Annotated in this window: 22 protein-coding genes and 1 pseudogene; 12 read left to right on the plus strand and 11 right to left on the minus strand. The window is 57.6% G+C overall.

Going from position 1 to position 20,710, the window contains the following annotated elements; all coding sequences use genetic code 11:
- Positions 1–10 precede the first annotated feature (10 nt).
- Both CKW18_RS25910 and CKW18_RS25915 read left to right on the plus strand, forming a co-directional pair.
- Entirely contained in the window at positions 11–793 is a 783-nt protein-coding gene (locus tag CKW18_RS25910) for a hypothetical protein (RefSeq protein WP_095191388.1), read from the plus strand.
- A complete protein-coding gene (locus tag CKW18_RS25915) occupies positions 786–1,496 on the plus strand; it encodes a hypothetical protein (RefSeq protein ID WP_095191389.1) in 711 nt (236 codons plus the stop codon). The genes CKW18_RS25910 and CKW18_RS25915 overlap by 8 nt, the downstream gene beginning before the upstream one ends.
- A gap of 240 nt (positions 1,497–1,736) precedes the next feature.
- Here the strand turns inward: CKW18_RS25915 and CKW18_RS25920 are convergent, their stop codons facing one another.
- The 4 genes from CKW18_RS25920 to CKW18_RS25935 form a co-directional block, all read right to left on the minus strand.
- Positions 1,737–2,540: a hypothetical protein gene (locus CKW18_RS25920; protein ID WP_095191390.1), complete on the minus strand. Its 804-nt coding sequence runs from the start codon at positions 2,538–2,540 to the stop codon at positions 1,737–1,739.
- Between the two features lie 33 nt (positions 2,541–2,573).
- On the minus strand, positions 2,574–2,828 hold the full coding sequence (locus CKW18_RS25925) for a bacteriocin immunity protein (protein ID WP_095191391.1): 255 nt from the start codon (positions 2,826–2,828) through the stop codon (positions 2,574–2,576).
- Between the two features lie 7 nt (positions 2,829–2,835).
- A complete protein-coding gene (locus tag CKW18_RS25930) occupies positions 2,836–4,170 on the minus strand; it encodes an S-type pyocin domain-containing protein (RefSeq protein WP_095191392.1) in 1,335 nt (444 codons plus the stop codon).
- A 372-nt stretch (positions 4,171–4,542) separates the two neighbouring features.
- Positions 4,543–5,499 carry a LysR family transcriptional regulator gene (locus CKW18_RS25935; RefSeq protein WP_095191393.1) on the minus strand — a complete coding sequence of 319 codons (957 nt, stop codon included), beginning with the start codon at positions 5,497–5,499 and terminating at the stop codon, positions 4,543–4,545.
- Between the two features lie 149 nt (positions 5,500–5,648).
- Between CKW18_RS25935 and CKW18_RS25940 the strand changes: the two genes are divergently transcribed.
- Positions 5,649–7,175, plus strand: coding sequence for a CoA-acylating methylmalonate-semialdehyde dehydrogenase (locus tag CKW18_RS25940; protein WP_095191394.1), 1,527 nt, complete (start codon positions 5,649–5,651; stop codon positions 7,173–7,175).
- A gap of 10 nt (positions 7,176–7,185) precedes the next feature.
- Positions 7,186–8,088, plus strand: coding sequence for a 3-hydroxyisobutyrate dehydrogenase (gene mmsB / locus CKW18_RS25945; RefSeq protein ID WP_095191395.1), 903 nt, complete (start codon positions 7,186–7,188; stop codon positions 8,086–8,088).
- Positions 8,089–8,251: 163 nt separating this feature from the next.
- Here the strand turns inward: mmsB and CKW18_RS25950 are convergent, their stop codons facing one another.
- The 4 genes from CKW18_RS25950 to CKW18_RS25965 all read right to left on the minus strand — a co-directional run bounded on the left by CKW18_RS25950 (position 8,252) and on the right by CKW18_RS25965 (position 10,632).
- Positions 8,252–8,602, minus strand: coding sequence for a cupin domain-containing protein (locus tag CKW18_RS25950; RefSeq protein WP_003221437.1), 351 nt, complete (start codon positions 8,600–8,602; stop codon positions 8,252–8,254).
- 107 nt (positions 8,603–8,709) lie between these two features.
- A complete protein-coding gene (locus CKW18_RS25955) occupies positions 8,710–9,081 on the minus strand; it encodes a MerR family transcriptional regulator (RefSeq protein WP_095191396.1) in 372 nt (123 codons plus the stop codon).
- Between the two features lie 48 nt (positions 9,082–9,129).
- On the minus strand, positions 9,130–9,705 hold the full coding sequence (locus CKW18_RS25960; protein WP_095191397.1) for an NAD(P)H-dependent oxidoreductase: 576 nt from the start codon (positions 9,703–9,705) through the stop codon (positions 9,130–9,132).
- A gap of 45 nt (positions 9,706–9,750) precedes the next feature.
- The gene (locus tag CKW18_RS25965) at positions 9,751–10,632 is read right to left on the minus strand and encodes a LysR substrate-binding domain-containing protein (protein WP_095191398.1); all 882 of its coding nucleotides are present in this window, start codon (positions 10,630–10,632) and stop codon (positions 9,751–9,753) included.
- 216 nt (positions 10,633–10,848) lie between these two features.
- Between CKW18_RS25965 and CKW18_RS25970 the strand changes: the two genes are divergently transcribed.
- On the plus strand, positions 10,849–11,613 hold the full coding sequence (locus CKW18_RS25970) for a sulfite exporter TauE/SafE family protein (protein ID WP_095191399.1): 765 nt from the start codon (positions 10,849–10,851) through the stop codon (positions 11,611–11,613).
- On the opposite strand, the gene CKW18_RS25975 is transcribed toward CKW18_RS25970, so the two are convergent.
- On the minus strand, positions 11,603–11,917 hold the full coding sequence (locus CKW18_RS25975; protein WP_095191400.1) for a putative quinol monooxygenase: 315 nt from the start codon (positions 11,915–11,917) through the stop codon (positions 11,603–11,605). The genes CKW18_RS25970 and CKW18_RS25975 overlap by 11 nt on opposite strands.
- A 184-nt stretch (positions 11,918–12,101) precedes the next feature.
- Between CKW18_RS25975 and CKW18_RS25980 the strand changes: the two genes are divergently transcribed.
- From CKW18_RS25980 to CKW18_RS26010, 7 genes are all read left to right on the plus strand, one after another.
- Positions 12,102–12,692, plus strand: coding sequence for an NAD(P)H-dependent oxidoreductase (locus CKW18_RS25980; protein WP_095191401.1), 591 nt, complete (start codon positions 12,102–12,104; stop codon positions 12,690–12,692).
- 127 nt (positions 12,693–12,819) lie between these two features.
- A complete protein-coding gene (locus CKW18_RS25985; RefSeq protein WP_095191402.1) occupies positions 12,820–13,731 on the plus strand; it encodes a LysR family transcriptional regulator in 912 nt (303 codons plus the stop codon).
- 103 nt (positions 13,732–13,834) lie between these two features.
- Positions 13,835–14,728, plus strand: a complete 894-nt coding sequence (locus CKW18_RS25990; protein WP_095191403.1) for an NAD-dependent epimerase/dehydratase family protein — start codon at positions 13,835–13,837, stop codon at positions 14,726–14,728.
- Between the two features lie 685 nt (positions 14,729–15,413).
- Complete coding sequence (locus CKW18_RS25995) at positions 15,414–16,763, plus strand: GntP family permease (protein WP_095191404.1); 1,350 nt, start codon at positions 15,414–15,416, stop codon at positions 16,761–16,763.
- Positions 16,764–16,778: 15 nt separating this feature from the next.
- Positions 16,779–17,639: a MurR/RpiR family transcriptional regulator gene (locus CKW18_RS26000; protein ID WP_095191405.1), complete on the plus strand. Its 861-nt coding sequence runs from the start codon at positions 16,779–16,781 to the stop codon at positions 17,637–17,639.
- Position 17,640: 1 nt separating this feature from the next.
- Positions 17,641–19,098: an amidohydrolase family protein gene (locus CKW18_RS26005; RefSeq protein WP_095191406.1), complete on the plus strand. Its 1,458-nt coding sequence runs from the start codon at positions 17,641–17,643 to the stop codon at positions 19,096–19,098.
- A gap of 198 nt (positions 19,099–19,296) precedes the next feature.
- Positions 19,297–19,665, plus strand: coding sequence for a glyoxalase superfamily protein (locus CKW18_RS26010; RefSeq protein WP_095191407.1), 369 nt, complete (start codon positions 19,297–19,299; stop codon positions 19,663–19,665).
- A 66-nt stretch (positions 19,666–19,731) separates the two neighbouring features.
- Here the strand turns inward: CKW18_RS26010 and CKW18_RS26015 are convergent, their stop codons facing one another.
- Both CKW18_RS26015 and CKW18_RS26020 read right to left on the minus strand, forming a co-directional pair.
- Positions 19,732–20,097: a DUF6124 family protein gene (locus CKW18_RS26015; protein ID WP_095191408.1), complete on the minus strand. Its 366-nt coding sequence runs from the start codon at positions 20,095–20,097 to the stop codon at positions 19,732–19,734.
- A 516-nt stretch (positions 20,098–20,613) separates the two neighbouring features.
- Positions 20,614–20,710, minus strand: a pseudogene (locus CKW18_RS26020) (IS110 family transposase); the annotation flags it as partial.

Raw genomic sequence — 20,710 nt, forward strand, 5'->3', positions numbered from 1 at the left:
GAGTGAAGTGATGCCTGAGATTTTCACATGGAAGAACTGTATGGCTGATGTTTACAGCTTTCGCTACGGTGCAATCGCCAAGGAGTTCTTAACTCTCGTTGTAAACCCTTCGCTAGATGCTCTTGATGCACAGGTAAAGCACTGGGAAGAGTCTGACGACCCTGTTTCTGGTTTTATCATTTCTGACCTGAGTGAGCTAATTTTCAAAACACGCATGGCATTCTGTCTTTCAATCCAGTCTCTCTGGGAACAACAGATACGAACCTACTTAGCAGGTTGCCAGCAGCAGTTAGACATCGATCCATTCCCTGTGTCTAACCGTAGAGGTGCCAACTCTGTGCGGACGGTGTACTGGGGTGATGAACTGAATACAGTGTTTGAGAGGTTGCGGGATATCACTCTCCCTTCATTCGTATCATTCGAGTCGCTTGACCTGCTTATGCTGGTAGGCAATGTGTGTCGTCATGGTGATGGCAATTCTAGTGTAAGACTGTGGGGTGTTCGTCCTGATCTTTGGCCTATGTACCACGATCCTGTTAACACGTTCTTACAGTCAACGTTGGCAGACCAAGCGCCTTCAGTTCAGTCAATGCAAATCCCCAGAGAGATATTAGAGGACTTTGTGGACAAGATTTGTCTTTTCTGGGAAGACACCAACTACATCTATGAAGAGAGTATCGAGCCAAAACATCCATCCCTAGAAGCAAGGTTGGTTGTCAGACGTGTGGAACGTTTAAAGGGTGTTCGCTATGGCGGATTCACCACTATAATAACGACTAAGAGTGATGGTTGATATGGATATGTTACTTCCGTTGTATCGTCAATTCGATTCAGGGTTTGGTGCCGTCGCAAACTCTTTCAAAGCCTCGGCTGACGCCCTAGAGAAAACGCCAGAAGCCGGAGGTTTACACCCACATCTTCCAATAAGCTTTCTTTACCGTCACTCCATTGAGCTTTACCTGAAGTCGTGCATAATAATACTTCATAAAAGCCTTGATATTCCTTACGCAGATACTTCCAGTGGCGAAGCGGCGATTGTTGTGAAGAATAAATGCGAGCTGCTCACAAACATTCATGCCTTGATACCGCTTTACCTTCACCTGAAGCATCTCATAAAAACAAACTTAGATTTTCTCTGTCAGCTCAAGGACGCCGATTGGGAATTATCTGCTGATCTTGACAAGCGCGTACGAAAAATTGACGGCACAGACCCTTCAAGTACTTTTTTCAGATACCCTGTCACGAAAGACAAACCCAAGGATGAGAGTAAATCCACTATGCAGCCAAAGGATTGGAGCAGCATGGTTGAGGATATGCACAGCGGGTCAAAGTCGGTGAAAGCTTTTGTTCTTATAGATAAAGAGTACAACGTCATTGAGTCATTCAATCACGATGCTGAGAAAGCGAATGCATTCATCAAGCTTTTATCAAAAACAGCGATGGATTTTTGTGGTCTACAGATGATGATTGTATGGAAACTTGTGGAGCGCCGATGATGCACTCATTATGACTTATGGTTGAATCTTGATAGATTGGTCGTGTTTTGAATGGTACATTTTGGTCGAATAATCTGCCCGCTCACACCTTCAGTTTAAACGCCGTGCAGGATGACAGTCCGTAGGTGTGGGCGGATTAAAGGTTATAGTTCTGGCCGTGAAACAAGATCACTTGTGCATTTGGCCGATTTTTTTGGCGGAAATTTGGAGTTTGAAGTGTTCGGGCATCCGCCATGCTCGTTAATGACTCTTTGATGCCTGTGTCGCTGCAAGCGCCTCGAAGGCTTCAACTGCGCCCTTTGGAAGGAATATCCATTCATTCACTGGTCTAGCGATTTCAGGGTGCAGGTAGAGTGGCGAGTTGATTGCCATGAAACTACTTATCCCGTGGTGAGCAGCAATCGGCTCGTTACCACCAAACTTCGCGTTTCGCCAAGTCAGGCCATCCTTCGCTGGGTGGCTGTTCACCGCAAGAATGTTTTCAAGAAATCCTTGCTCTAAATGCCCCTCGCTAGGGTCTCCGGTAAGTCTGTTCTCAATTTGGGCGAGATTCTTCAAAAGCACGTCATTGCTGGGCGAGTCGTTGTAGTGTTCGAGGCTCAGGGGGTGGCAGTATTGACGTAGTCGCCATACCAGCGAATCAAACGCTGAAAGCTCATGATCGAACAGTGTCAGTGAGGTGACGAGATATCTATCTCCCTCGCAGTCAGCGATATGTTGGAAAACTTCCTGCTCGTTCGCGGGTAGATTGATATTGAAATGAAGCTTCTCATTCACTAGCTTCAGCGCTTTGGCTATGTCGTGACGTAATTTTTTCGCCTCGACTCTTCCGAGCAGCAGCATGCATTTCAGGTATTTCTCCAGCGCTTGCGAAGCCGACCATAGGAACTGACTCGGAAGCCGTGCTCTCAGGGCCAAGCGAGCTGCAATGTAATCTCCGTCACCTATATCTCTGAAACACCTGATGGCGAGATTATTGATCCAAGCTGCTTCATTCGGGGTCTGGTATCCCTGACGCAGAGTCTCGAGTTCATCGTCATTCATGGTGTATCTCCTTGTGAGTGTGCCGATCGTGGATTAGTCGCCCTTGAATCCCGGCAAGCCCTGATCAGCACGCCATTCCTTCACCGTCTTTGTGACACCTTCGGCAGAGTTGTCCGCACCGGGCTCAGGGTGAAAAATCAGGTCGTAGCCATCTGGATGACCCGCAAGTTTGCTGAACTTTTCAAGCAGTTCACCCAGCTCCTCGTCCGTGCCGCCCTTGTTGACGACTCGGATGTTCTTGATGAAAGCGATGAATTCGGCTTCGGTAAAATCAGAGATATCTTCCATGCTGTGCCTACTTTTTCTTGTGAAGGTCAATGTGGTTTCGAGGGGTATTCACCCTTAGGTTGTCCGCGTCGTACACCGCCCCGCCATCTTTAATTAGCTCGACGTGGTGTATCTCATAGGTGACCCGTTTGCCTACCGAGTCTCTGAATCGAACAGTAGGGGCGTTGCCGGTTAACACACGCGCCTGATCGTCCTCGCTCAGTTGGCTAAATAGCTCAGGATCATTGCTCACTGCCTTCCAGAACGCCCCCCTGAAAGTATCGAAGCTCTTAAACTCTCGCCCTCGTAATACGTCCGCTATCCGGGTAGGGATTGGAGCACCTAACCCTGTGCTAGCTCCGGCAAGCCAGATGCCGAACACATCTTCACCCCGTCCTGTTGCGATTCCCGGTGAATACCGGGCGTTGATAACGATGTACAGCGGTTGAATGCCTGAGTCAGCCGGGAATACAAGGATGAAGTCTTTGTACTCGGGCGGGTAGATCGGGTTGACGATAATGCTATCTGCTTTTTCAGACGGCGGATAAATCCATATCTGAGGCGCTTGAGGGGCACCCTCCAACGGTGGGATTCCTGACGTGCTGGACGGGTCAACGGCTGGCGTCCATATCAGGGTTACCCCATCACCAAAATCTGCGACCTGTTGAGAATCTTGCTCAACGAATTGCACAACGGGAATCATCTCCCAGTCAGTGCGACTCTGGGTGTTGTACCCATACCCCTTCAGAGTGCCATCTGCTCGCTGTTCGACGTGAATCCGAACCCGTGTACGGCCTTCCTTTAACGCCTTCAGTTGCTCTTCGGAGTACAAGCTGCTGTCCCCGAGATTACCGGGCACCATTAGTCCTACAGCTCCCAGTAAAGAGCCAAGAACTACGCCAGCAGTAATTATTCCCGCTCCCGCTCCCGCAGCTCCCGCACCCGTTGCAGCACTCCCGCCAGCAACAGCAGCTCCGGCAGTACACAGGCCACCACAAGACGCACCAGCAGCCGCAGCACCACCACCTAATAGAAGGCTTCCCAGTGCAGTGGGTAGCGCGTTGCCACTGATCTTCTTGAGAGGGATGTTTCCGTCTGCATCCGTTTCATTGCCACCGAGAATGGCAAACTCACCGTAGTTGCTCACCTTCTCGACAGGGATAAAGCTGGATGGGTTCTTGTGGTCAATCACACCGTCTGGAAGATCGCAGCTCTTGGCGAACACACACCCCAAGCTATTTGGCTTGGCTGCTTCTTTGGTGGGAAGGTCTTTGTATTCCGCCCAGCGCTGGGCGTGGATATCGACAGGCTCAACGCCGCTATTGCGGTAGCCCTTCGGTGGGTTGGGTACATAGCCAGACATGCCGCTTCCTTTCGTCCTTGGGGATTTCCAGCCTGTAGCTGGGCAGCATCGACGTTAGCGGGAAGCTCATGCAATGGCTGTAGGACAAATCCCAAAAACCTTGCTGATTGTTCCCTGTTTTCCTAGTCATTGCTGAGGGGGCGAAGGATACCGGGTTGGAAAGAGCTCTTGAATGATGGCAGTTTGCCGTAGAGCTTTTATCGCAATCTTCGACAATGTAGCCGCCATGACAGCGTTAATTCGAACGATCAAGATATGGGCTTCGATGCGCTTTCAGATGTTACAAGTCGCGTGCCAACCCCTGTTACAAAACGGTTGAAAAAGGCCAGCTGACCTCGTTACGATGCGGCTACCTGATTCCTTGAAAGCCTGTCAGTCAGCAAACCGCATCTCACGGGTCTGCCCCATCAACAGACCCTGATTGCGCTCGGTCACCTCGCGGATGTAATCCCACAACAGGGTAATCCGCTTCAACTTGCGCAGATCCTCCCGGCAGTACATCCAGAACTGCCGGGTGATGTCGATTTCCTCCGGCAACACCGGCAACACCGGCAGCAGGCGCGGGTCTTGTGCGGCGAGGAAACACGGCAGAATCGCCAGCGAGCGCCCTTGCTGCGCCGCGACGAATTGCGCGATGACGCTGGTGCTGCGCAAATGCGCGTTGGCGCCAGGCAGCACGTTCGCCAGGTACAGCAGCTCCGAGCTGAACGCCAGGTCATCCACATAGCTGATGAATTGATGCTTGCTCAAATCCGCCGGGCGGCGGATCGGTGGGTGTTTGTCGAGGTAGTCCTGGGTTGCGTACAGCTGCAAGCGGTAGTCGCAGAGTTTGCAGCACACGTATGGCCCGTGCTCCGGGCGCTCCAGAGCGATGACGATATCGGCCTCGCGCTTGGACAGGCTGATGAAGTGCGGCAGCGGCAGGATGTCCACCGAGATTGCTGGGTAGGCGTCGACGAAATGGCTCAATTGCGGCGTGATGAAAAAGCTGCCGAACCCTTCGGTGCAGCCCATGCGCACATGGCCCGATAACGCCACGCCGGAGCCTGACACCTGTTCGCACGCCATGTGCAACGTGCTTTCAATCGACTCGGCATAACCCAGCAAGCGCTGGCCTTCGGTGGTCAAGACGAAGCCGCTGGTGCGTGACTTCTCGAACAGCAATGTGCCCAGCGCCGCTTCCAGCGAACTGATGCGCCGCGACACCGTGGTGTAGTCGACCGCGAGCCGTTTGGCGGCGGTGCTGGCCTTGCGGGTGCGGGCGACTTCAAGGAAAAACTTGAGGTCGTCCCAGTTCAGCGAACCGAGAGAGGTGATGTTTTTTTGCATGATGGACGGGCTTATATGTGCGTTCTTATTAGAAGTTTGCACATCTATACTCCAAAAACAGTCCGACAACCAATTCGTGACACACGCCTCATCTCAAGGCGAACCTTTCGCCTTGGCTCCTACGATAAAAACAAATTTCGGAGACCAGCATGAACGCATCGCTTACGCCCAACGAAACCACGGTCCAGAAGGTCAAGCTGCTGATCAACGGCGAGTGGGTCGAGTCGCAGACCACCGAGTGGCACGACATCGTCAATCCGGCGACCCAGCAAGTGCTGGCCAAAGTCCCGTTCGCCACCGCCGCTGAAGTCGATGCTGCCGTCAGCGCCGCGCAGCACGCCTTTCAGACCTGGAAACTGACCCCGATCGGCGCGCGGATGCGCATCATGCTCAAGCTGCAAGCGCTGATCCGCGAGCACTCCAAGCGTATCGCCGTGGTGCTGAGCGCCGAGCAGGGCAAAACCATTGCCGACGCCGAGGGCGATATTTTCCGTGGCCTGGAAGTGGTCGAGCACGCCTGCTCCATCGGCAGCCTGCAAATGGGCGAGTTCGCCGAGAACGTCGCCGGCGGCGTTGACACCTATACCCTGCGCCAGCCGATCGGTGTGTGCGCCGGCATCACCCCGTTCAACTTCCCGGCGATGATTCCGCTGTGGATGTTCCCGATGGCCATCGCCTGCGGCAACACTTTTGTATTGAAGCCTTCCGAACAGGATCCGCTGTCGACCCTGCTTCTGGTGGAACTGGCCATCGAGGCTGGCGTCCCGGCGGGTGTGCTGAACGTCGTTCACGGCGGCAAAGACGTGGTTGATGGCCTGTGCACGCACAAGGACATCAAGGCGATTTCGTTCGTCGGTTCGACCGCTGTCGGCACCCACGTTTATGACTTGGCCGGCAAGCATGGCAAGCGCGTGCAATCGATGATGGGCGCGAAGAACCACGCCGTGGTGCTGCCGGATGCCAACCGCGAGCAAGCGCTGAACGCCCTGGTCGGTGCCGGTTTCGGTGCTGCCGGGCAACGCTGCATGGCCACTTCGGTGGTGGTGCTGGTGGGCGCGGCGAAACAATGGCTGCCTGACCTGAAAGCGCTGGCGCAGAAACTCACCGTCAACGCCGGTAACGAGCCGGGCACTGATGTCGGCCCGGTGATCTCGAAAAAGGCCAAGGCGCGGATTCTCGACCTGATCGAAAGCGGCATCAAGGAAGGCGCCAAGCTTGAACTGGACGGTCGCGACATCAGCGTGCCGGGTTACGAGCAAGGTAACTTCGTCGGTCCGACCCTGTTCTCCGGGGTGACCACCGACATGCAGATCTACACCCAGGAAATCTTCGGCCCGGTGCTGGTGGTGCTGGAAGTCGACACCCTCGATCAGGCTATCGCACTGGTCAACGCCAACCCGTTCGGCAACGGCACTGGCCTTTTCACCCAGAGCGGTGCGGCGGCGCGTAAATTCCAGACTGAAATCGATGTTGGTCAGGTCGGCATCAACATCCCGATTCCAGTGCCGGTGCCGTTCTTCAGCTTCACCGGTTCCCGTGGTTCGAAACTCGGCGACCTTGGCCCGTACGGCAAGCAAGTGGTGCAGTTCTACACCCAGACCAAAACGGTCACGGCGCGCTGGTTCGATGACGACAGCGTCAACGACGGCGTGAACACCACCATCAACCTGCGCTGAGGAACGTGCCATGAAAATTGCATTTATCGGTCTGGGCAACATGGGCGCGCCGATGGCGCGCAACCTGATCAAGGCTGGCCATGCGCTGAATCTGGTCGACCTGAACAAAACCGTGCTGGCAGAGCTTGAACAACTGGGCGGCACCATTCGTTCGTCGGCTCGCGAAGCTGCCGAGGACGCTGAACTGGTGATCACCATGCTCCCGGCCGCCGTGCATGTGCGCAGCGTCTGGCTCGGTGAAGAGGGTGTTTTGGCCGGCATCGGTAAAGGCGTACCGGCCGTGGATTGCAGCACCATCGATCCGCAGACCGCTCGTGATGTCGCAGCTGCGGCGGCGAAACAAGGCGTGGCCATGGCCGATGCACCGGTCTCCGGCGGCACGGGCGGCGCCACCGCAGGGACGTTGACCTTCATGGTCGGCGCCACGCCAGAGTTGTTCGCCACCCTGCAACCGGTGCTGGCGCAGATGGGCCGTAACATCGTGCATTGTGGCGAAGTCGGCACCGGACAGATTGCCAAGATCTGCAACAACCTGCTGCTGGCGATCTCGATGGTCGGCGTCAGTGAAGCTATGGCACTGGGCGACGCACTGGGGATTGATACCTCGGTGCTGGCCGGCATCATCAACAGCTCGACCGGTCGCTGCTGGAGTTCGGAGATGTACAACCCGTGGCCTGGCATCGTCGAAACGGCGCCGGCCTCGCGCGGCTACACCGGTGGTTTCGGGGCGGAGTTGATGCTCAAGGATCTGGGGCTGGCCACGGAAGCGGCGCGGCAGGCGCACCAACCGGTGGTGCTCGGCGCGGTGGCGCAACAGTTGTATCAGGCGATGAGCCTGCGCGGGGACGGCGGGAAAGACTTCTCGGCGATCATCAACAGCTATCGCAAGCCTGCAATTGAAGGGCAGCGCTGAACAAACTGTGGGAGCGAGCCTGCTCGCGATGACGGCGGTCGCTTCAACAAGGAAGTGACTGACCGTCCGCTTTCGCGAGCAGGCTCGCTCCCACAAGGGCATTGCGTGTATCTGATATTGTTTGCCGGGAAATCACGTCGGGTGATTTCCCGGCTTTTTTGCATCAGGCAAACACGAAATATTTGCGCACGGTCTCGACCACTTCCCACGTGCCTTTCATCCCCGGTTCAACCACGAAAATGTCACCGGCGCGCAGGTGGATCGGTGCCATGCCGTCCGGGGTGATGATGCAGTAGCCTTCCTGGAAATGGCAGTACTCCCACTTCACGTAATCGACGCGCCACTTGCCCGGCGTGCAGATCCAGGTGCCCATGATCTTGCTGCCGTCTTCGCTGGTGTAGGCGTTGAGGTTGACGGTGTGCGGGTCGCCTTCGAGTTTTTCCCATTTGCAGGCGTCGAGGACTGGCAGCGGGTGGGTGTCACGCAAAACGGTGATAGGGGCGGTCGCGGTCATGGGGACTCCGGTCGATGGACTTCAGGAATGAAGTCGCACCCTATAGCGCCCGGTGGCCGGTCAGTTGTCTGTGCTCGACATCGAGCTGCTCAGAAACGCGCTGGCGGTTACAGATGCTCCAGCGGGCATTCGGCTCTGGCCCGCCCCAACTTGGCTTCAAAGCCTTCGAGTTGCGCGTACTGTTGCGTGAGCTCGGCGATGCTGTGATTGATCTCGCGTTTTTTTGCCTCTATGGCTTGTTGTGCCAACGCCCAAGGCATCGCTTCACCGTGATGTTCGGCGAAGATCGCCTGCAGCTCCTTGAGCCGGAAGCCCATGTCTTTGGCGCATTTGATGAAGATCAGCAGTTCGACACTTTGCTGATCATAGAGACGATAGTTGCCCTGGCGCCGGGGTTTGGGCAACAGCCCGATCGACTCGTAGTGACGGATGCTTTTGATGGTGGTGCCGGAGCGTTGCGCGGCTTGGCCGATGTACATAAAAGTCCTTTTTTAAACAGATAACAGCGCAGCGCATTATCGGCAGACTCAGTGGTGAGCGATAGCCTGTGCCTGTTGCAGCCAGGTTTGTCGTTGCTGATCGGTGGAGCCGAGCACCGGGCCGAACGTGAGGGTGCGCAGAGGCTTGATTCCGCAGAATTGCAGGGTAGTCTTGCGCACTTCATGCAGCCCGGGCATGCGGTAGATCAAGCGGTAATACCAGGGCGGCGTATCCATGGTCACCAACAGATGCGCCGTGCGCCCCTTCAACAACTTGTCGGGGAAGGCTTTGCCTTTTCGATACTTGAAGGCGAAACCGGGCAACAACACGCGATCAAAAAAACCTTTGAGCAACGCCGGAATACCGCCCCACCAGATCGGGTAGACCAACGTCAGATGTTCGGCCCAGAGGATGTCGGACTGAGCCGCGCTCAAGTCATCTTCCAGCGTCTGGATCTGGTGATAACCGGCGCGCAGCACTGGGTCGAAAACCAGGTCCCCAAGGCGCAGTTGGCGCACCTCGTGCCCGGCAGCCAGCGCTGACTGTGCGTAACGTTCGGCGAGTGCGCCGCACAAACTCTCGCTCGAAGGATGGCCGAGAATCAGCAGAATACGTTTGCCCATGGTCACTGTCCTTGCTGATCAAAAGCCAAGGATGAAGTCTGCCCCTTAGGGGAGAGTCAAGGCGTGCAGCAGAGCTTTGGCGTAACCCGGCAGGGTGCTGAAATCCTTGGCGCAGAGCAGCAAGGCGCGGCGCGCCCACGCATCGTTCAGGGCAATGCACTTGAAAGAACGTGATGTCGCGCGCTCGACGGCGGCCATTGGCACGATGGCCAATCCGGCGCCACGGGCGACCATGCGTATCACCCCATCGAAGCCGTCGGCGCGGATGCGGATCTGCAGGCGTGAGCCGCTGTGCAGCGCCTGTTCTTCGAGATAAATCGCCAGTGCGCTGTCGGCGCTCAATCCTACGAAGTCATGATGCATGGCGTCGCTGAAACTGACGTTGCTGGCGTCAGACAATGGATGGTCGACGGGCAGGATCAACACCAGCGGATCGTCGCAAAACGCTTGGGTCTGTAAATCGCTGGTGTCGACCGCATCGGAAACAATCCCGAGATCTGCCGCACCTTGGCGCAAGGCGTGGGTAATGCGCGCGCTGGGCAGCTCTTGCAGATCTATGTCGAGATTGGGATGGCGGCGCAAGAAGTCCGCCAGTACTTCCGGCAGGTATTCGGTGATGGCGGTGGTGTTGCACAACAAGCGCACTTGCCCTTTGACGCCTTGGGCGTAGTCGGCAAGATCCTGCTGCATGCGTTCGGCCTGTTGCAGAAGGATGCGCGCGTGGTGTGCCAGCGCTTTGCCGGCCGGTGTCGGGGTGACGCCGCGGCGACCGCGCGCCAGGAAATCGATGCCCAACGAGGCTTCCATCGCGCGGATTCGCGCGCTGGCTGCTGCTAGCGAAAGGTGGCTGCGGGCAGCGCCGGCAGTGATGTTGCCGGTGTCGAGGATGTGCAAGTAGAGGCGCAGGTCGGTGAGGTCGAAGTGCATGAGGGTGGCCTCTGGTTTTAGTGGGTTTGGGCTGGCCCCTTCGCGAGCAGGCTCGCTCCCACAGGGGAATTGTGTACGACACCCATCCAATGTGGGAGCGAGCCTGCTCGCGAAGGGGTCAGTCGCCTAATGAAAATATCAGCCTCTTGTTAAAAGAGAGGCTTCCTCAGTATATGGCAGATTTTCAACCGCCCTCGACCGGCGCACATTAGCGCCATGAATACACTCGCAGATTTCTACCAAAACCTCGGTCTTGCCCTTTCGTTACTGGTGATCGCCACTTTCATCCTGGCCGGTCTGGTCAAAGGCATCATCGGCCTCGGCCTGCCCACCGTTGCCATGGGCCTGCTCGGTCTGGCTATGGCACCTTCGCAGGCAGCGGCGTTACTGATCATCCCGGCAACACTGACCAACCTGTGGCAACTGGCATTCGGTGGTCATTTGAAAGGGCTGATCAAACGCCTGTGGCCGATGCTGCTGATGATCTTCCTCGGCACCGGCGTCGGCACATTGTGGATCGGCATGGCGGGCGGACATTGGGTGGTGCAGGGGCTGGGCGCGGCGCTGTTGCTGTATGCGTTGAGCGGATTGTTCCTGCCGACGCTGCACATCAAGCCTCGCCATGAACCCTGGCTCGGCCCGGTCTGCGGTGTCATCACTGGCGCTATTACGTCGGCCACTGGCGTGTTTGTCATCCCGGCCGTGCCGTATATGCAGGCGCTCAATTTAAGTCGCGATGAACTGGTGCAGGCACTGGGCCTGTCATTTACGGTTTCGACCCTGGCGCTGGCCGGCGGCCTGTTCTGGCGCGACGCCCTTGGTGGCGGCGAGTTGAGTGCCTCGCTGCTGGCGCTGATTCCGGCCGTACTCGGCATGCTGCTCGGCCAATGGCTGCGGCAGCGAATCAGCGCCATCCTATTCAAGCGCGTGTTCTTCGTCGGTCTGGGCGCGCTCGGCGCCCACTTGCTGATCAGCGGTTAGCCGATGCTTCGCTGAGCATGTCGATCAGGCGGATATCGAAGTCGCGCTCCAGATAGTCCATGCGCTGCTCGAAAAACTGCTTCATGTGCGGCAGCGCCGAATGCACATCGAGATGGGCCTGGGATTCCCAGATCTCGTAGAAGATGAACAGCGTCGGATCTTCTTTATCGCGCAGCATGTGGTACTCGATGCAGCCCGGTTCGGCGCGACTCGGCTCGACATAGGCGCGAAACAGCGCTTCGAAAGCCTCGGCTTTTTCCGGGCGGGTCTTGGCGTGCAGGATGAAACCCTGGCGTTCACTCATCACAACAACTCCTCGGATTCAGATGGCTGCGGATGCTACGGCAACAATCCACTGTCGATTCGTGCGTTTTACTCAAATGTATTTTGCGCAACCCTGGCTTATTCCGCGTGAGGCGGATCGTTAATCTGCGGCCATTCAATTTTCCCTTCTCCATCCAGCCCAAGGGCTGCGCCGAGGCTTTCTCATGAAAAAAGTTTTGTTGCTCAATGGCGGTAAAAAATTCGCCCACTCCGACGGTCGCTACAACACCACCCTGCACGAAACCGCGCTGAGCGTGCTGGATCGCGGCGGCGTTGACGTCAAAACCACTTTCATCGACGAGGGCTACGACGTTGCCGAAGAAGTGGCCAAATTCCTCTGGGCTGACGTGATCATTTATCAGATGCCGGGCTGGTGGATGGGCGCGCCGTGGACGGTAAAAAAGTACCTCGACGAAGTCTTCACCGAAGGCCACGGCAGCCTCTATGCCAGCGATGGTCGTACCCGTTCCGATGCCTCGCAGAAGTACGGCAGCGGCGGTCTGATTCAGGGCAAGCAATACATGCTGTCGCTGACCTGGAACGCGCCGCAGCAAGCCTTCGATGATCCGAATGATTTCTTCGAAGCCAAAGGCGTCGACGCGGTGTACTTCCCGTTTCACAAGGCTAATGAATTTTTGGGCATGACTGCTTTGCCGACCTTCCTCTGTGTGGACGTGATGAAACGCCCGAACATCGAAAATGATGTGGCGCGCTACGAGCAGCATTTGAGCGAGGTGTTTGGCCTCAAGGCTTGAGTGGTTTCGGGCTACTATCGGTTGTAACAGCAAAAGATCGCAGCCTTCGGCAGCGCCTACAGGGGAACGCATTTCACTGTAGGCGCTGCCGAAGGCTGCGATCTTGGCGATTTCAAAGAGGACACCCGTGAAAGCCAGATCCGATGAGTTGCAGATTTTCGTCTGTGTGATCGAGTGCGGTTCGATTTCCGCCGCTGCCGAGCAGGTCGGGCAGACGCCGTCGGCGGTCAGTCGCACGCTGTCGCGGCTGGAAGCCAAGCTTGATACCACGCTGATCAACCGCACCACGCGGCGCATGGACCTGACCGAGGAGGGCAAGTATTTCTTCGAACAGGCCAAGCTGATTCTCGACCAGATGGAGCAACTCGAAGAGCGGCTGTCCTCGCGCCAGCAAACCCCGTCCGGGCGCTTGCGGATCAACGCCGCATCGCCATTCATGCTCCACGCCGTTGTCCCGTACATCGACGAATTCCGCCGGCTCTACCCGGACATCCAGCTCGAACTCAACAGCAATGACCTGATCATTGACTTGCTGGAACAAAGCACCGATATCGCCATCCGTATCGGCACCCTCGCCGATTCCACGTTGCACGCACGTTCGCTCGGTTGCAGTCCGCTGCTGATCGTCGCCAGTCCCGCGTATCTGAAAAAACACGGCACGCCGCAGCAAGTGGCTGACCTCAGCGAGCACACCTTGCTCGGCTTCACCCAGAACGAAGGCCTCAACCAATGGCCGCTGCGTTACGTGCACGGTGATCGCTGGCTGATCACCCCGGCCATCAGCGCCTCCAGCGGCGAGACCGTGCGGCACCTGGCGCTGGAAGGGCAAGGCATCGCCTGCCTGTCGCACTTCATGACCATCGACGACATTCGCGCCGGGCGTTTGCAGGTCGTGTTGGCGGAATTCAACAGCGGTTATCGCCAACCGATCAACGCCGTGTACTACCGTAATTCGCAACTGGCGCTGCGCATTCAGTGCTTCCTCGACTTCATCCAGAGCAAACTCGCGGCCTACGCCAGCGCCGACTTCAAGGGCTGATTCGTGACCCCTGCGCAACAGTGATTTGGGCAAGGGCGGGTTTTTACGTCCCTCTCATCGGTCGATACTGGACCCATCACTTATTCACGCAGGGAGATTCTCCATGAACGTATTCATCACGGGTGCTGCCGGTTTTATCGGCGGCTCCATCGCCACCGGTCTGGTTCAGGCCGGCCACAACGTCACGGGTCTGGTGCGCAGCGCCGAACAGGCCGATGAACTCAAAGCACTGGGCATCACCCCGGTGATCGGCACCCTCGACGACAAAGCCTTGCTCACCGAACAGGCCCGCGCCGCCGATGCCGTGATCAACGCCGCCAGCAGCGACCATCGCGGCGCGGTCGAAGCGTTGCTTGATGTCCTGCGCGGTTCGAACAAAGTATTCCTGCACACCAGTGGTTCGAGCATCGTCGGCGATGCGTCGGGCGGTAAAGCCAGCGACGTCATCTACTTTGAGGACAATTTGCCGGAACCGACCGTCGACAAAGCCGCCCGCGTGGCCATCGACAACCTGATCCTTGCTGCGGCAAAGGACGGGGTGAACTCGGCGGTCATCTGCAACACCCTGATCTACGGCCACAGCCTGGGCGTCAACCGCGACAGCGTGCAGTTGCCGCGTCTGCTTAAACAGGCACGCAAAAGCGGCGTGGTTCGGCATGTCGGCACCGGCCAGAACATCTGGTCCAACGTACACATCGAAGACGTCGTCGCCCTGTACCTGCTGGCGCTGAGCAAAAACGTCCCGGGCACTTTCTACTTCGTTGAAAGCGGCGAAGCGTCGTTCATCGACATGACCACCGCCATGGCCGAAGCCCTGAATCTGGGCCAGCCACAAGACTGGCCACTTCCGGATGCCGAAGCCGAGTGGGGCTATGAAATGGCCAACTACGGCCTTGGCTCCAACAGCCGGGTACGCGGCACACACGCCCGCGAACTGCTGGGCTGGACGCCGAAACGTACGTCGGTGGTGGAATGGATTCGTAACGAAATGGTGTGATTCTTTCAACACCACAATACCTGTGGGAGCCAGCCTGCTGGCGATAGCGGCTGATCATCCGACATCTATGTTGAACATGACGCCGCCATCGCTGGCAAGCCAGCTCCCACAAGTTGTCCGCTATCTGTCTGAAGAAATTTGATCAAACTGTGGGAGCGAGCCTGCTCGCGAAAGCGGTGGATCAGTCGACAGAGATGTTGAATGTGACAACGTCATCGCCAGCAGGCTGGCTCCTACAGGTTGTCCGCATTCCATCTGAAGGAATACGATCAAATTGTGGGAGCTGGCTTGCCAGCGATAGCGATCGACCAGTCAGCATCAATGTTGAACATGCCGCCGCCATCGTTGGCAAGCCAGCTCCCACAGGTGATCCGCGTTGTACCTGACGCAATGCAATCAAACTGTGGGAGCGAGCCTGCTCGCGAAAGCGGTGCTTCAGTCGATAGAGATGTTGAATGCGAGACCGGCTTCGCGAGCAGGCTCGCTCCCACATAGGTTTCTCATCTGCCAGGAAACTTATGAAAATCCCGCCCCCTAATTTTCATTAATCACGACAAGACATATCCATCCGCGACACGCCTTGCCTGTCCACGAAAATTACTTTCATGTGGTTTGAAATCTCGATCTCGAAATGATTTATGAGTTTCACAACCCATTCGAACGTGACCCTTGCGAGGAGTACCGCATGACGCCTTCCTTCGGCTATTGGCTGCTGGTCTACGCCGCCGTCGCCATCATTGCTTTGATCGTGCTGATCGCCCGTTACCGGCTCAATCCGTTCATTGTCATCACGCTGATTTCCATTGGTCTGGCACTGGTGGCGGGGATGCCGCCGTCGGGTGTGGTGGGGGCGTATGAGGCCGGGGTCGGCAAGACGCTCGGGCACATTGCGCTGGTGGTGGCGCTGGGGACGATGCTCGGCAAGATGATGGCCGAGTCCGGTGGCGCGGATCAGATGGCGCGCACGTTGATCGATAAGTTCGGCGAGAAGAACGCGCACTGGGCGATGGTCTGCATCGCGTTTCTGGTCGGGCTGCCGCTGTTCTTCGAAGTGGGTTTCGTGTTGCTGGTGCCGATTGCCTTTACCGTGGCGCGGCGCGTCGGCGTGTCGATTCTGATGGTCGGTTTGCCGATGGTCGCGGGGCTGTCGGTGGTGCATGCGCTGGTACCGCCGCACCCGGCAGCGATGCTCGCGGTGCAGGCCTATCAGGCGTCGGTCGGGCAGACGTTGTTGTATGCGATTGCCATCGGCATTCCGACCGCAATCATCGCTGGCCCGCTGTACGCCAAATTCATCGTGCCGCGTATTCAATTGCCGGCGGATAACCCGCTGGAAAAACAATTCCTCGACCGCGAACCGCGCGACAAACTGCCGGGTTTTGGCATCACCATGGCGACCATTCTGTTGCCGGTGGTGTTGATGCTGATCGGCGGTTGGGCCAACCTGATATCCACACCGGGCAGCGGTTTCAACCAGTTCCTGTTGTTCATCGGCAACTCGGTGATTGCGCTTTTGCTGGCGACATTGCTGAGCTTCTGGACGCTTGGGATTGCGCAGGGTTTCAACCGTGAATCGATCCTCAAGTTCACCAACGAATGTCTGGCGCCGACCGCCAGCATTACTTTGCTGGTCGGCGCGGGCGGTGGTCTGAACCGGATTCTGGTCGATGCCGGTGTGACCGATCAGATTGTCGGCCTCGCCCACGAATTTCACCTGTCGCCGCTGATCATGGGCTGGCTGTTTGCGGCGCTAATGCGGGTCGCCACCGGTTCGGCCACGGTGGCGATGACCACGGCGTCTGGCGTGGTCGCGCCCGTTGCCATCGGTCTGGGTTATCCACACCCCGAACTGTTGGTGCTGGCGACCGGTGCCGGGTCGGTTATCTTTTCCCACGTCAACGACGGCGGCTTCTGGTTGATCAAGGAATACTTCAACATGACGGTCGCGCAGACGTTCAAGACCTGGACCGTGCTTGAGACGCTGATCTCGCTGGTCGCTTTCGGTCTGACCGTTGGCCTTTCTTACCTGCTGTAACCGGAGCCCGCCGCCATGGACATCCTCTACCAGATCCGCGCCCGCCAGGATTCCTTCAGCGCCGGCGAAGGGCGCATCGCCCGGCTGATGCTCGACGACGTCGGCTTTGCCGCCTCCGCCAGCCTCGAAGATCTGGCGCAACGCGCCGAAGTCAGCACCGCCACACTGTCGCGGTTTGCCCGCACCGTCGGCTGTCGTGACCTGCGCGATCTGCGTCTGCAACTGGCCCAGGCCAGCGGCGTCGGCAGTCGTTTTCTCGACCCGGCGGGCACGCCTGAACAGTCGGCGTTTTACGGGCAGATTGTCGGCGATATCGAAACCACGTTGCGTCAGCACTTGGCCGGGTTCGACGAATCACGCTTCGCCGATGCGGTGAAATTGCTCGGCCAGGCGCGGATGATTCACGCGTTCGGCATGGGCGGTTGCTCGACCCTGTGCAGCGATGAATTGCAGGTACGTCTGGTGCGCCTCGGCTACCCGATTGCGGTGTGTCACGACGCGGTGATGATGCGTGTCACTGCCGCCAGCCTCAACGCCGAACAGGTGCTGATCGTCTGCTCGCTGACCGGCATCACCCCGGAATTGCTGGAGACTGTCGAGCTGGCGCGCAACTACGGCGCGCGCATCCTCGCCATCACTCGTGCCGACTCGCCGCTGGCGGAACTGGCCGACATCGTCCTGCCGCTGCAAGGCGCAGAGACATCGTTCATCTACAAACCGACGGCGGCGCGTTACGGCATGTTGCTTGCCATCGACGTGCTCGCGACCGAGCTGGCGCTGGCCAATCCTGAAGACAATCAAGAACGTCTTCGGCGGATTAAACTCGCCCTCGACGAATACCGTGGCGGCGACGATCACCTGCCGCTGGGAGACTGACATGCTGTACGACACGCTGATTCGCAACGCCCTGATCATCGACGGCAGCAACACGCCCGGCTACTGCGCCGATGTGGCGATTTTCAACGGTCGCATCGAACGGATCGGCGACTTGCATGACGCCACCGCCAAAGAAGAAATCGACGCCGCCGGGCGTGTGCTGGCGCCGGGTTTTATCGACGTGCACACCCACGACGACACCGTGGTCATCCGTCAGCCAGAGATGCTGCCAAAACTCAGCCAAGGCGTGACCACGGTGATCGTCGGCAATTGTGGAATCAGCGCGTCGCCGGTCAGTCTGAAAGGCAATCCGCCGGATCCGATGAATCTGCTCGGTACGGCAGCGGCATTCGTTTATCCACGCTTCAGCGATTACCGCGCCGCAGTCGAAGCGGCCAACACCACGTTGAATGTGGCAGCGTTGGTCGGGCATACGGCGCTGCGCAGCAATCACCTCGATGACTTGTTCCGCACCGCGACGCCTGCCGAAATTGCCGCCATGCGCGAGCAGTTGCGCGAAAGTCTAGAGGCCGGTGCACTGGGGTTATCCACAGGTCTGGCCTACGCCAGCGCCTATAACGCCTCCACCGATGAAGTCATGCAACTGACCGAAGAATTGACGGCATTCGGTGCGGTGTACACCACTCATCTGCGCAGCGAATTCGCCCCGGTGCTGGAAGCGATGGATGAGGCGTTTCAGATCGGGCGCCACGCCAAGTCGCCAGTGATCATTTCCCACCTCAAGTGTGCCGGTGTCGGCAACTGGGGGCGCAGTCCGCAGTTGCTCGCCTCACTCGAAGAAGCGGCGAAAACCCATCCGGTCGGCTGCGACTGCTATCCGTATGCGGCGAGCTCGTCGACGCTGGATCTGAAGCAAGTCACCGATGCCCACCGCATCACCATCACCTGGTCGACGCCGCACCCGCAAGTCAGCGGCCGCGACCTGATCGACATCGCCGCCGAATGGAACATGCCGCTGCTCGACGCCGCCAAACGCCTGCAACCGGCGGGCGCGGTGTACTACGGCATGGACGAGGCGGACGTACGAAGAATCCTCGCGCACCCGTTGTCGATGGTGGGCTCTGACGGACTGCCGGAAGACCCGTTCCCGCACCCACGCCTGTGGGGCGCTTTCCCACGGGTGCTCGGACATTTCAGTCGCGACGTCGGGCTGTTTCCGCTGCACACCGCCGTACACAAGATGACCGGTCTGTCGGCAGCGCGATTTGGCTTGAAGGAAAGGGGCGAGATCCGTGAAGGACATTGGGCTGATCTGGTGTTGTTCGATCCGGCGACCGTGCGTGATGTGGCGGATTTCAGTGATCCGCAACGCGCGGCACAGGGTATTGATGGCGTGTGGATTAACGGCGTGTTGAGTTATCACGATGGTCAGGCGAATGGCCGGAGGGAGGGGCGTTTTCTGGCACGCGAAGGTGATTTGCGCCAAGGGTTTCATTGATTCTGATGGCGCCAAAAGATCGCAGCCTTCGGCAGCTCCTACAGTGGAACGTATATCCCTGTAGGAGCTGCCGAAGGCCGCGATCTTTTGATTCACGTCTCATAGTGGCACTCTGAGATTAAAGAAAGTCATCAACAGGCCGAATTGCTGACATCCAGCCCGGCTACACTCTTGGGCCAACCAGTCAGGGAGCACCCCATGAGCTTCGGCAAAACCACCCCGATCCTGCGGATTTTCGATGAAGCCAAAGCCGTAGAATTCTACGTCGACTTCCTTGGCTTCAAGATCGACTGGCAGCATCGTTTCGAAGCGAACTTCCCGTTGTATCTGCAAGTGTCGCGGGGGGAGTGTGTGCTGCATTTGTCTGAGCACCATGGCGATGCCACGCCCGGTTCGGCGCTGCGCATCGAGACCGATGAGCTGGAAGCGTTTCAGCAGCAGTTGGTGGCCAAGGATTACAAGTTTTCGCACCCGCAGATTCAGGCGATGCCGTGGGGCAGTCAGGACATGACCATTGCTGACCCCTTTGGCAATCGGTTGGTGTTTACCAACGCGATCAGTGTTTGAAGCAGTTTCAAGCCGCCCAGAAAAGCCCGCAGCCAAACCATCACGGTTTGACTGCGGGTTTTTTCGTTACTCGGTCGGCACTAATCGATCCAGCACGCGATTAACCGCCAACTCCGCAAGCATCACCACCTGAGCAATGCCTTGCAGGGTCTTGCGGTGGGTGCCTTCAACCAGCGCGATGTGGTTGTTGATCATGACGGTGGCCGAACCCAGTGTTTCACTGGCATCCACCAACAGGGATTCGTTATCGGACTCGGGGTGTGCCATGTACAGCGCGTTGGGTTTGTAGGGCGCGGCCATGATCTCGGCGGTTGGTGGGCCTAGGTAATGGTCGAGGGCGCGTTCGGCGGCTTCGTGGAATTTCTTTGAATCAGACGATTCGTAGGGCGAGGCCGGGTCGGTGACCGGCGGGTTTGGCGTTACTTTGAACATTGAGTCTTTCTCCAGAAGAGCTGCAGCCATCTCGCTACTAAACGAAAGGGGAGGCAGCTGTGCGCAAGTTAGTAGACCGGTAGAAGACTCAAGATCCGGCGCACCCGAAGATGCCATGCGCACAGCTACCATCAAGTGCAAGCCAAAGCCCGACTGGATGCTTCTTGTGCAACCGTAAGTCAACTAATCCGGGCTACTAAACCCGATCACTGGGAATCAGTGACCCGATTAAAGTTACGCAGCATGGCCAGGGCGCACAAGCCGGCGGATTCTGGCTTAGGCGTAGGCAGCGGCGCAAGGATTTGTGGGTGGTTTCGCGTAACGCTGAGTGTCCTTAAACGTCTGCGCTAAAAGATGTTTATTGCGATCGGAAATTGGGGATTTGCCTGTCGGGTTTTTGGTGCGGCGACGGACGCCTTCGCGAGCAGGCTCGCTCCCACAGTGAGTTGTGCTGTCCACAAAACCTGAGTCCACTACAGTTCAACTGTGGGAGATTCTATGGTTGAGGGGAAGCCCTCAACTGACTTTTGTCTGATATTCGCTTTGCCCTTTCAGCAAGGCGAATACCACCCGAGCAAGTTTGCGAGCCAGCATCACCAACGCCTGCGTGGTG

It is taken from the genome of Pseudomonas sp. Irchel 3E19 (assembly GCF_900187585.1).
Lineage (GTDB): Bacteria > Pseudomonadota > Gammaproteobacteria > Pseudomonadales > Pseudomonadaceae > Aquipseudomonas > Aquipseudomonas baetica.

Excerpts from the sequence above, each read along its gene's own strand:
- CKW18_RS25925 (WP_095191391.1), bottom strand. The coding sequence starts at position 2,828 with ATGGAAGATATCTCTGATTTTACCGAAGCCGAATTCATCGCTTTCATC.
- CKW18_RS25915 (WP_095191389.1), top strand. The coding sequence starts at position 786 with ATGGTTGATATGGATATGTTACTTCCGTTGTATCGTCAATTCGATTCA.
- CKW18_RS25940 (WP_095191394.1), top strand. The coding sequence starts at position 5,649 with ATGAACGCATCGCTTACGCCCAACGAAACCACGGTCCAGAAGGTCAAG.
- CKW18_RS26010 (WP_095191407.1), top strand. The coding sequence starts at position 19,297 with ATGAGCTTCGGCAAAACCACCCCGATCCTGCGGATTTTCGATGAAGCC.
- CKW18_RS25930 (WP_095191392.1), bottom strand. The coding sequence starts at position 4,170 with ATGTCTGGCTATGTACCCAACCCACCGAAGGGCTACCGCAATAGCGGC.
- CKW18_RS25970 (WP_095191399.1), top strand. The coding sequence starts at position 10,849 with ATGAATACACTCGCAGATTTCTACCAAAACCTCGGTCTTGCCCTTTCG.
- CKW18_RS26005 (WP_095191406.1), top strand. The coding sequence starts at position 17,641 with ATGCTGTACGACACGCTGATTCGCAACGCCCTGATCATCGACGGCAGC.
- CKW18_RS25935 (WP_095191393.1), bottom strand. The coding sequence starts at position 5,499 with ATGCAAAAAAACATCACCTCTCTCGGTTCGCTGAACTGGGACGACCTC.
- CKW18_RS25995 (WP_095191404.1), top strand. The coding sequence starts at position 15,414 with ATGACGCCTTCCTTCGGCTATTGGCTGCTGGTCTACGCCGCCGTCGCC.
- CKW18_RS26015 (WP_095191408.1), bottom strand. The coding sequence starts at position 20,097 with ATGTTCAAAGTAACGCCAAACCCGCCGGTCACCGACCCGGCCTCGCCC.
- CKW18_RS25920 (WP_095191390.1), bottom strand. The coding sequence starts at position 2,540 with ATGAATGACGATGAACTCGAGACTCTGCGTCAGGGATACCAGACCCCG.
- CKW18_RS26000 (WP_095191405.1), top strand. The coding sequence starts at position 16,779 with ATGGACATCCTCTACCAGATCCGCGCCCGCCAGGATTCCTTCAGCGCC.
- CKW18_RS25990 (WP_095191403.1), top strand. The coding sequence starts at position 13,835 with ATGAACGTATTCATCACGGGTGCTGCCGGTTTTATCGGCGGCTCCATC.
- CKW18_RS25910 (WP_095191388.1), top strand. The coding sequence starts at position 11 with ATGCCTGAGATTTTCACATGGAAGAACTGTATGGCTGATGTTTACAGC.
- CKW18_RS25980 (WP_095191401.1), top strand. The coding sequence starts at position 12,102 with ATGAAAAAAGTTTTGTTGCTCAATGGCGGTAAAAAATTCGCCCACTCC.
- CKW18_RS25975 (WP_095191400.1), bottom strand. The coding sequence starts at position 11,917 with ATGAGTGAACGCCAGGGTTTCATCCTGCACGCCAAGACCCGCCCGGAA.
- mmsB (WP_095191395.1), top strand. The coding sequence starts at position 7,186 with ATGAAAATTGCATTTATCGGTCTGGGCAACATGGGCGCGCCGATGGCG.
- CKW18_RS25955 (WP_095191396.1), bottom strand. The coding sequence starts at position 9,081 with ATGTACATCGGCCAAGCCGCGCAACGCTCCGGCACCACCATCAAAAGC.
- CKW18_RS25950 (WP_003221437.1), bottom strand. The coding sequence starts at position 8,602 with ATGACCGCGACCGCCCCTATCACCGTTTTGCGTGACACCCACCCGCTG.
- CKW18_RS25965 (WP_095191398.1), bottom strand. The coding sequence starts at position 10,632 with ATGCACTTCGACCTCACCGACCTGCGCCTCTACTTGCACATCCTCGAC.
- CKW18_RS25960 (WP_095191397.1), bottom strand. The coding sequence starts at position 9,705 with ATGGGCAAACGTATTCTGCTGATTCTCGGCCATCCTTCGAGCGAGAGT.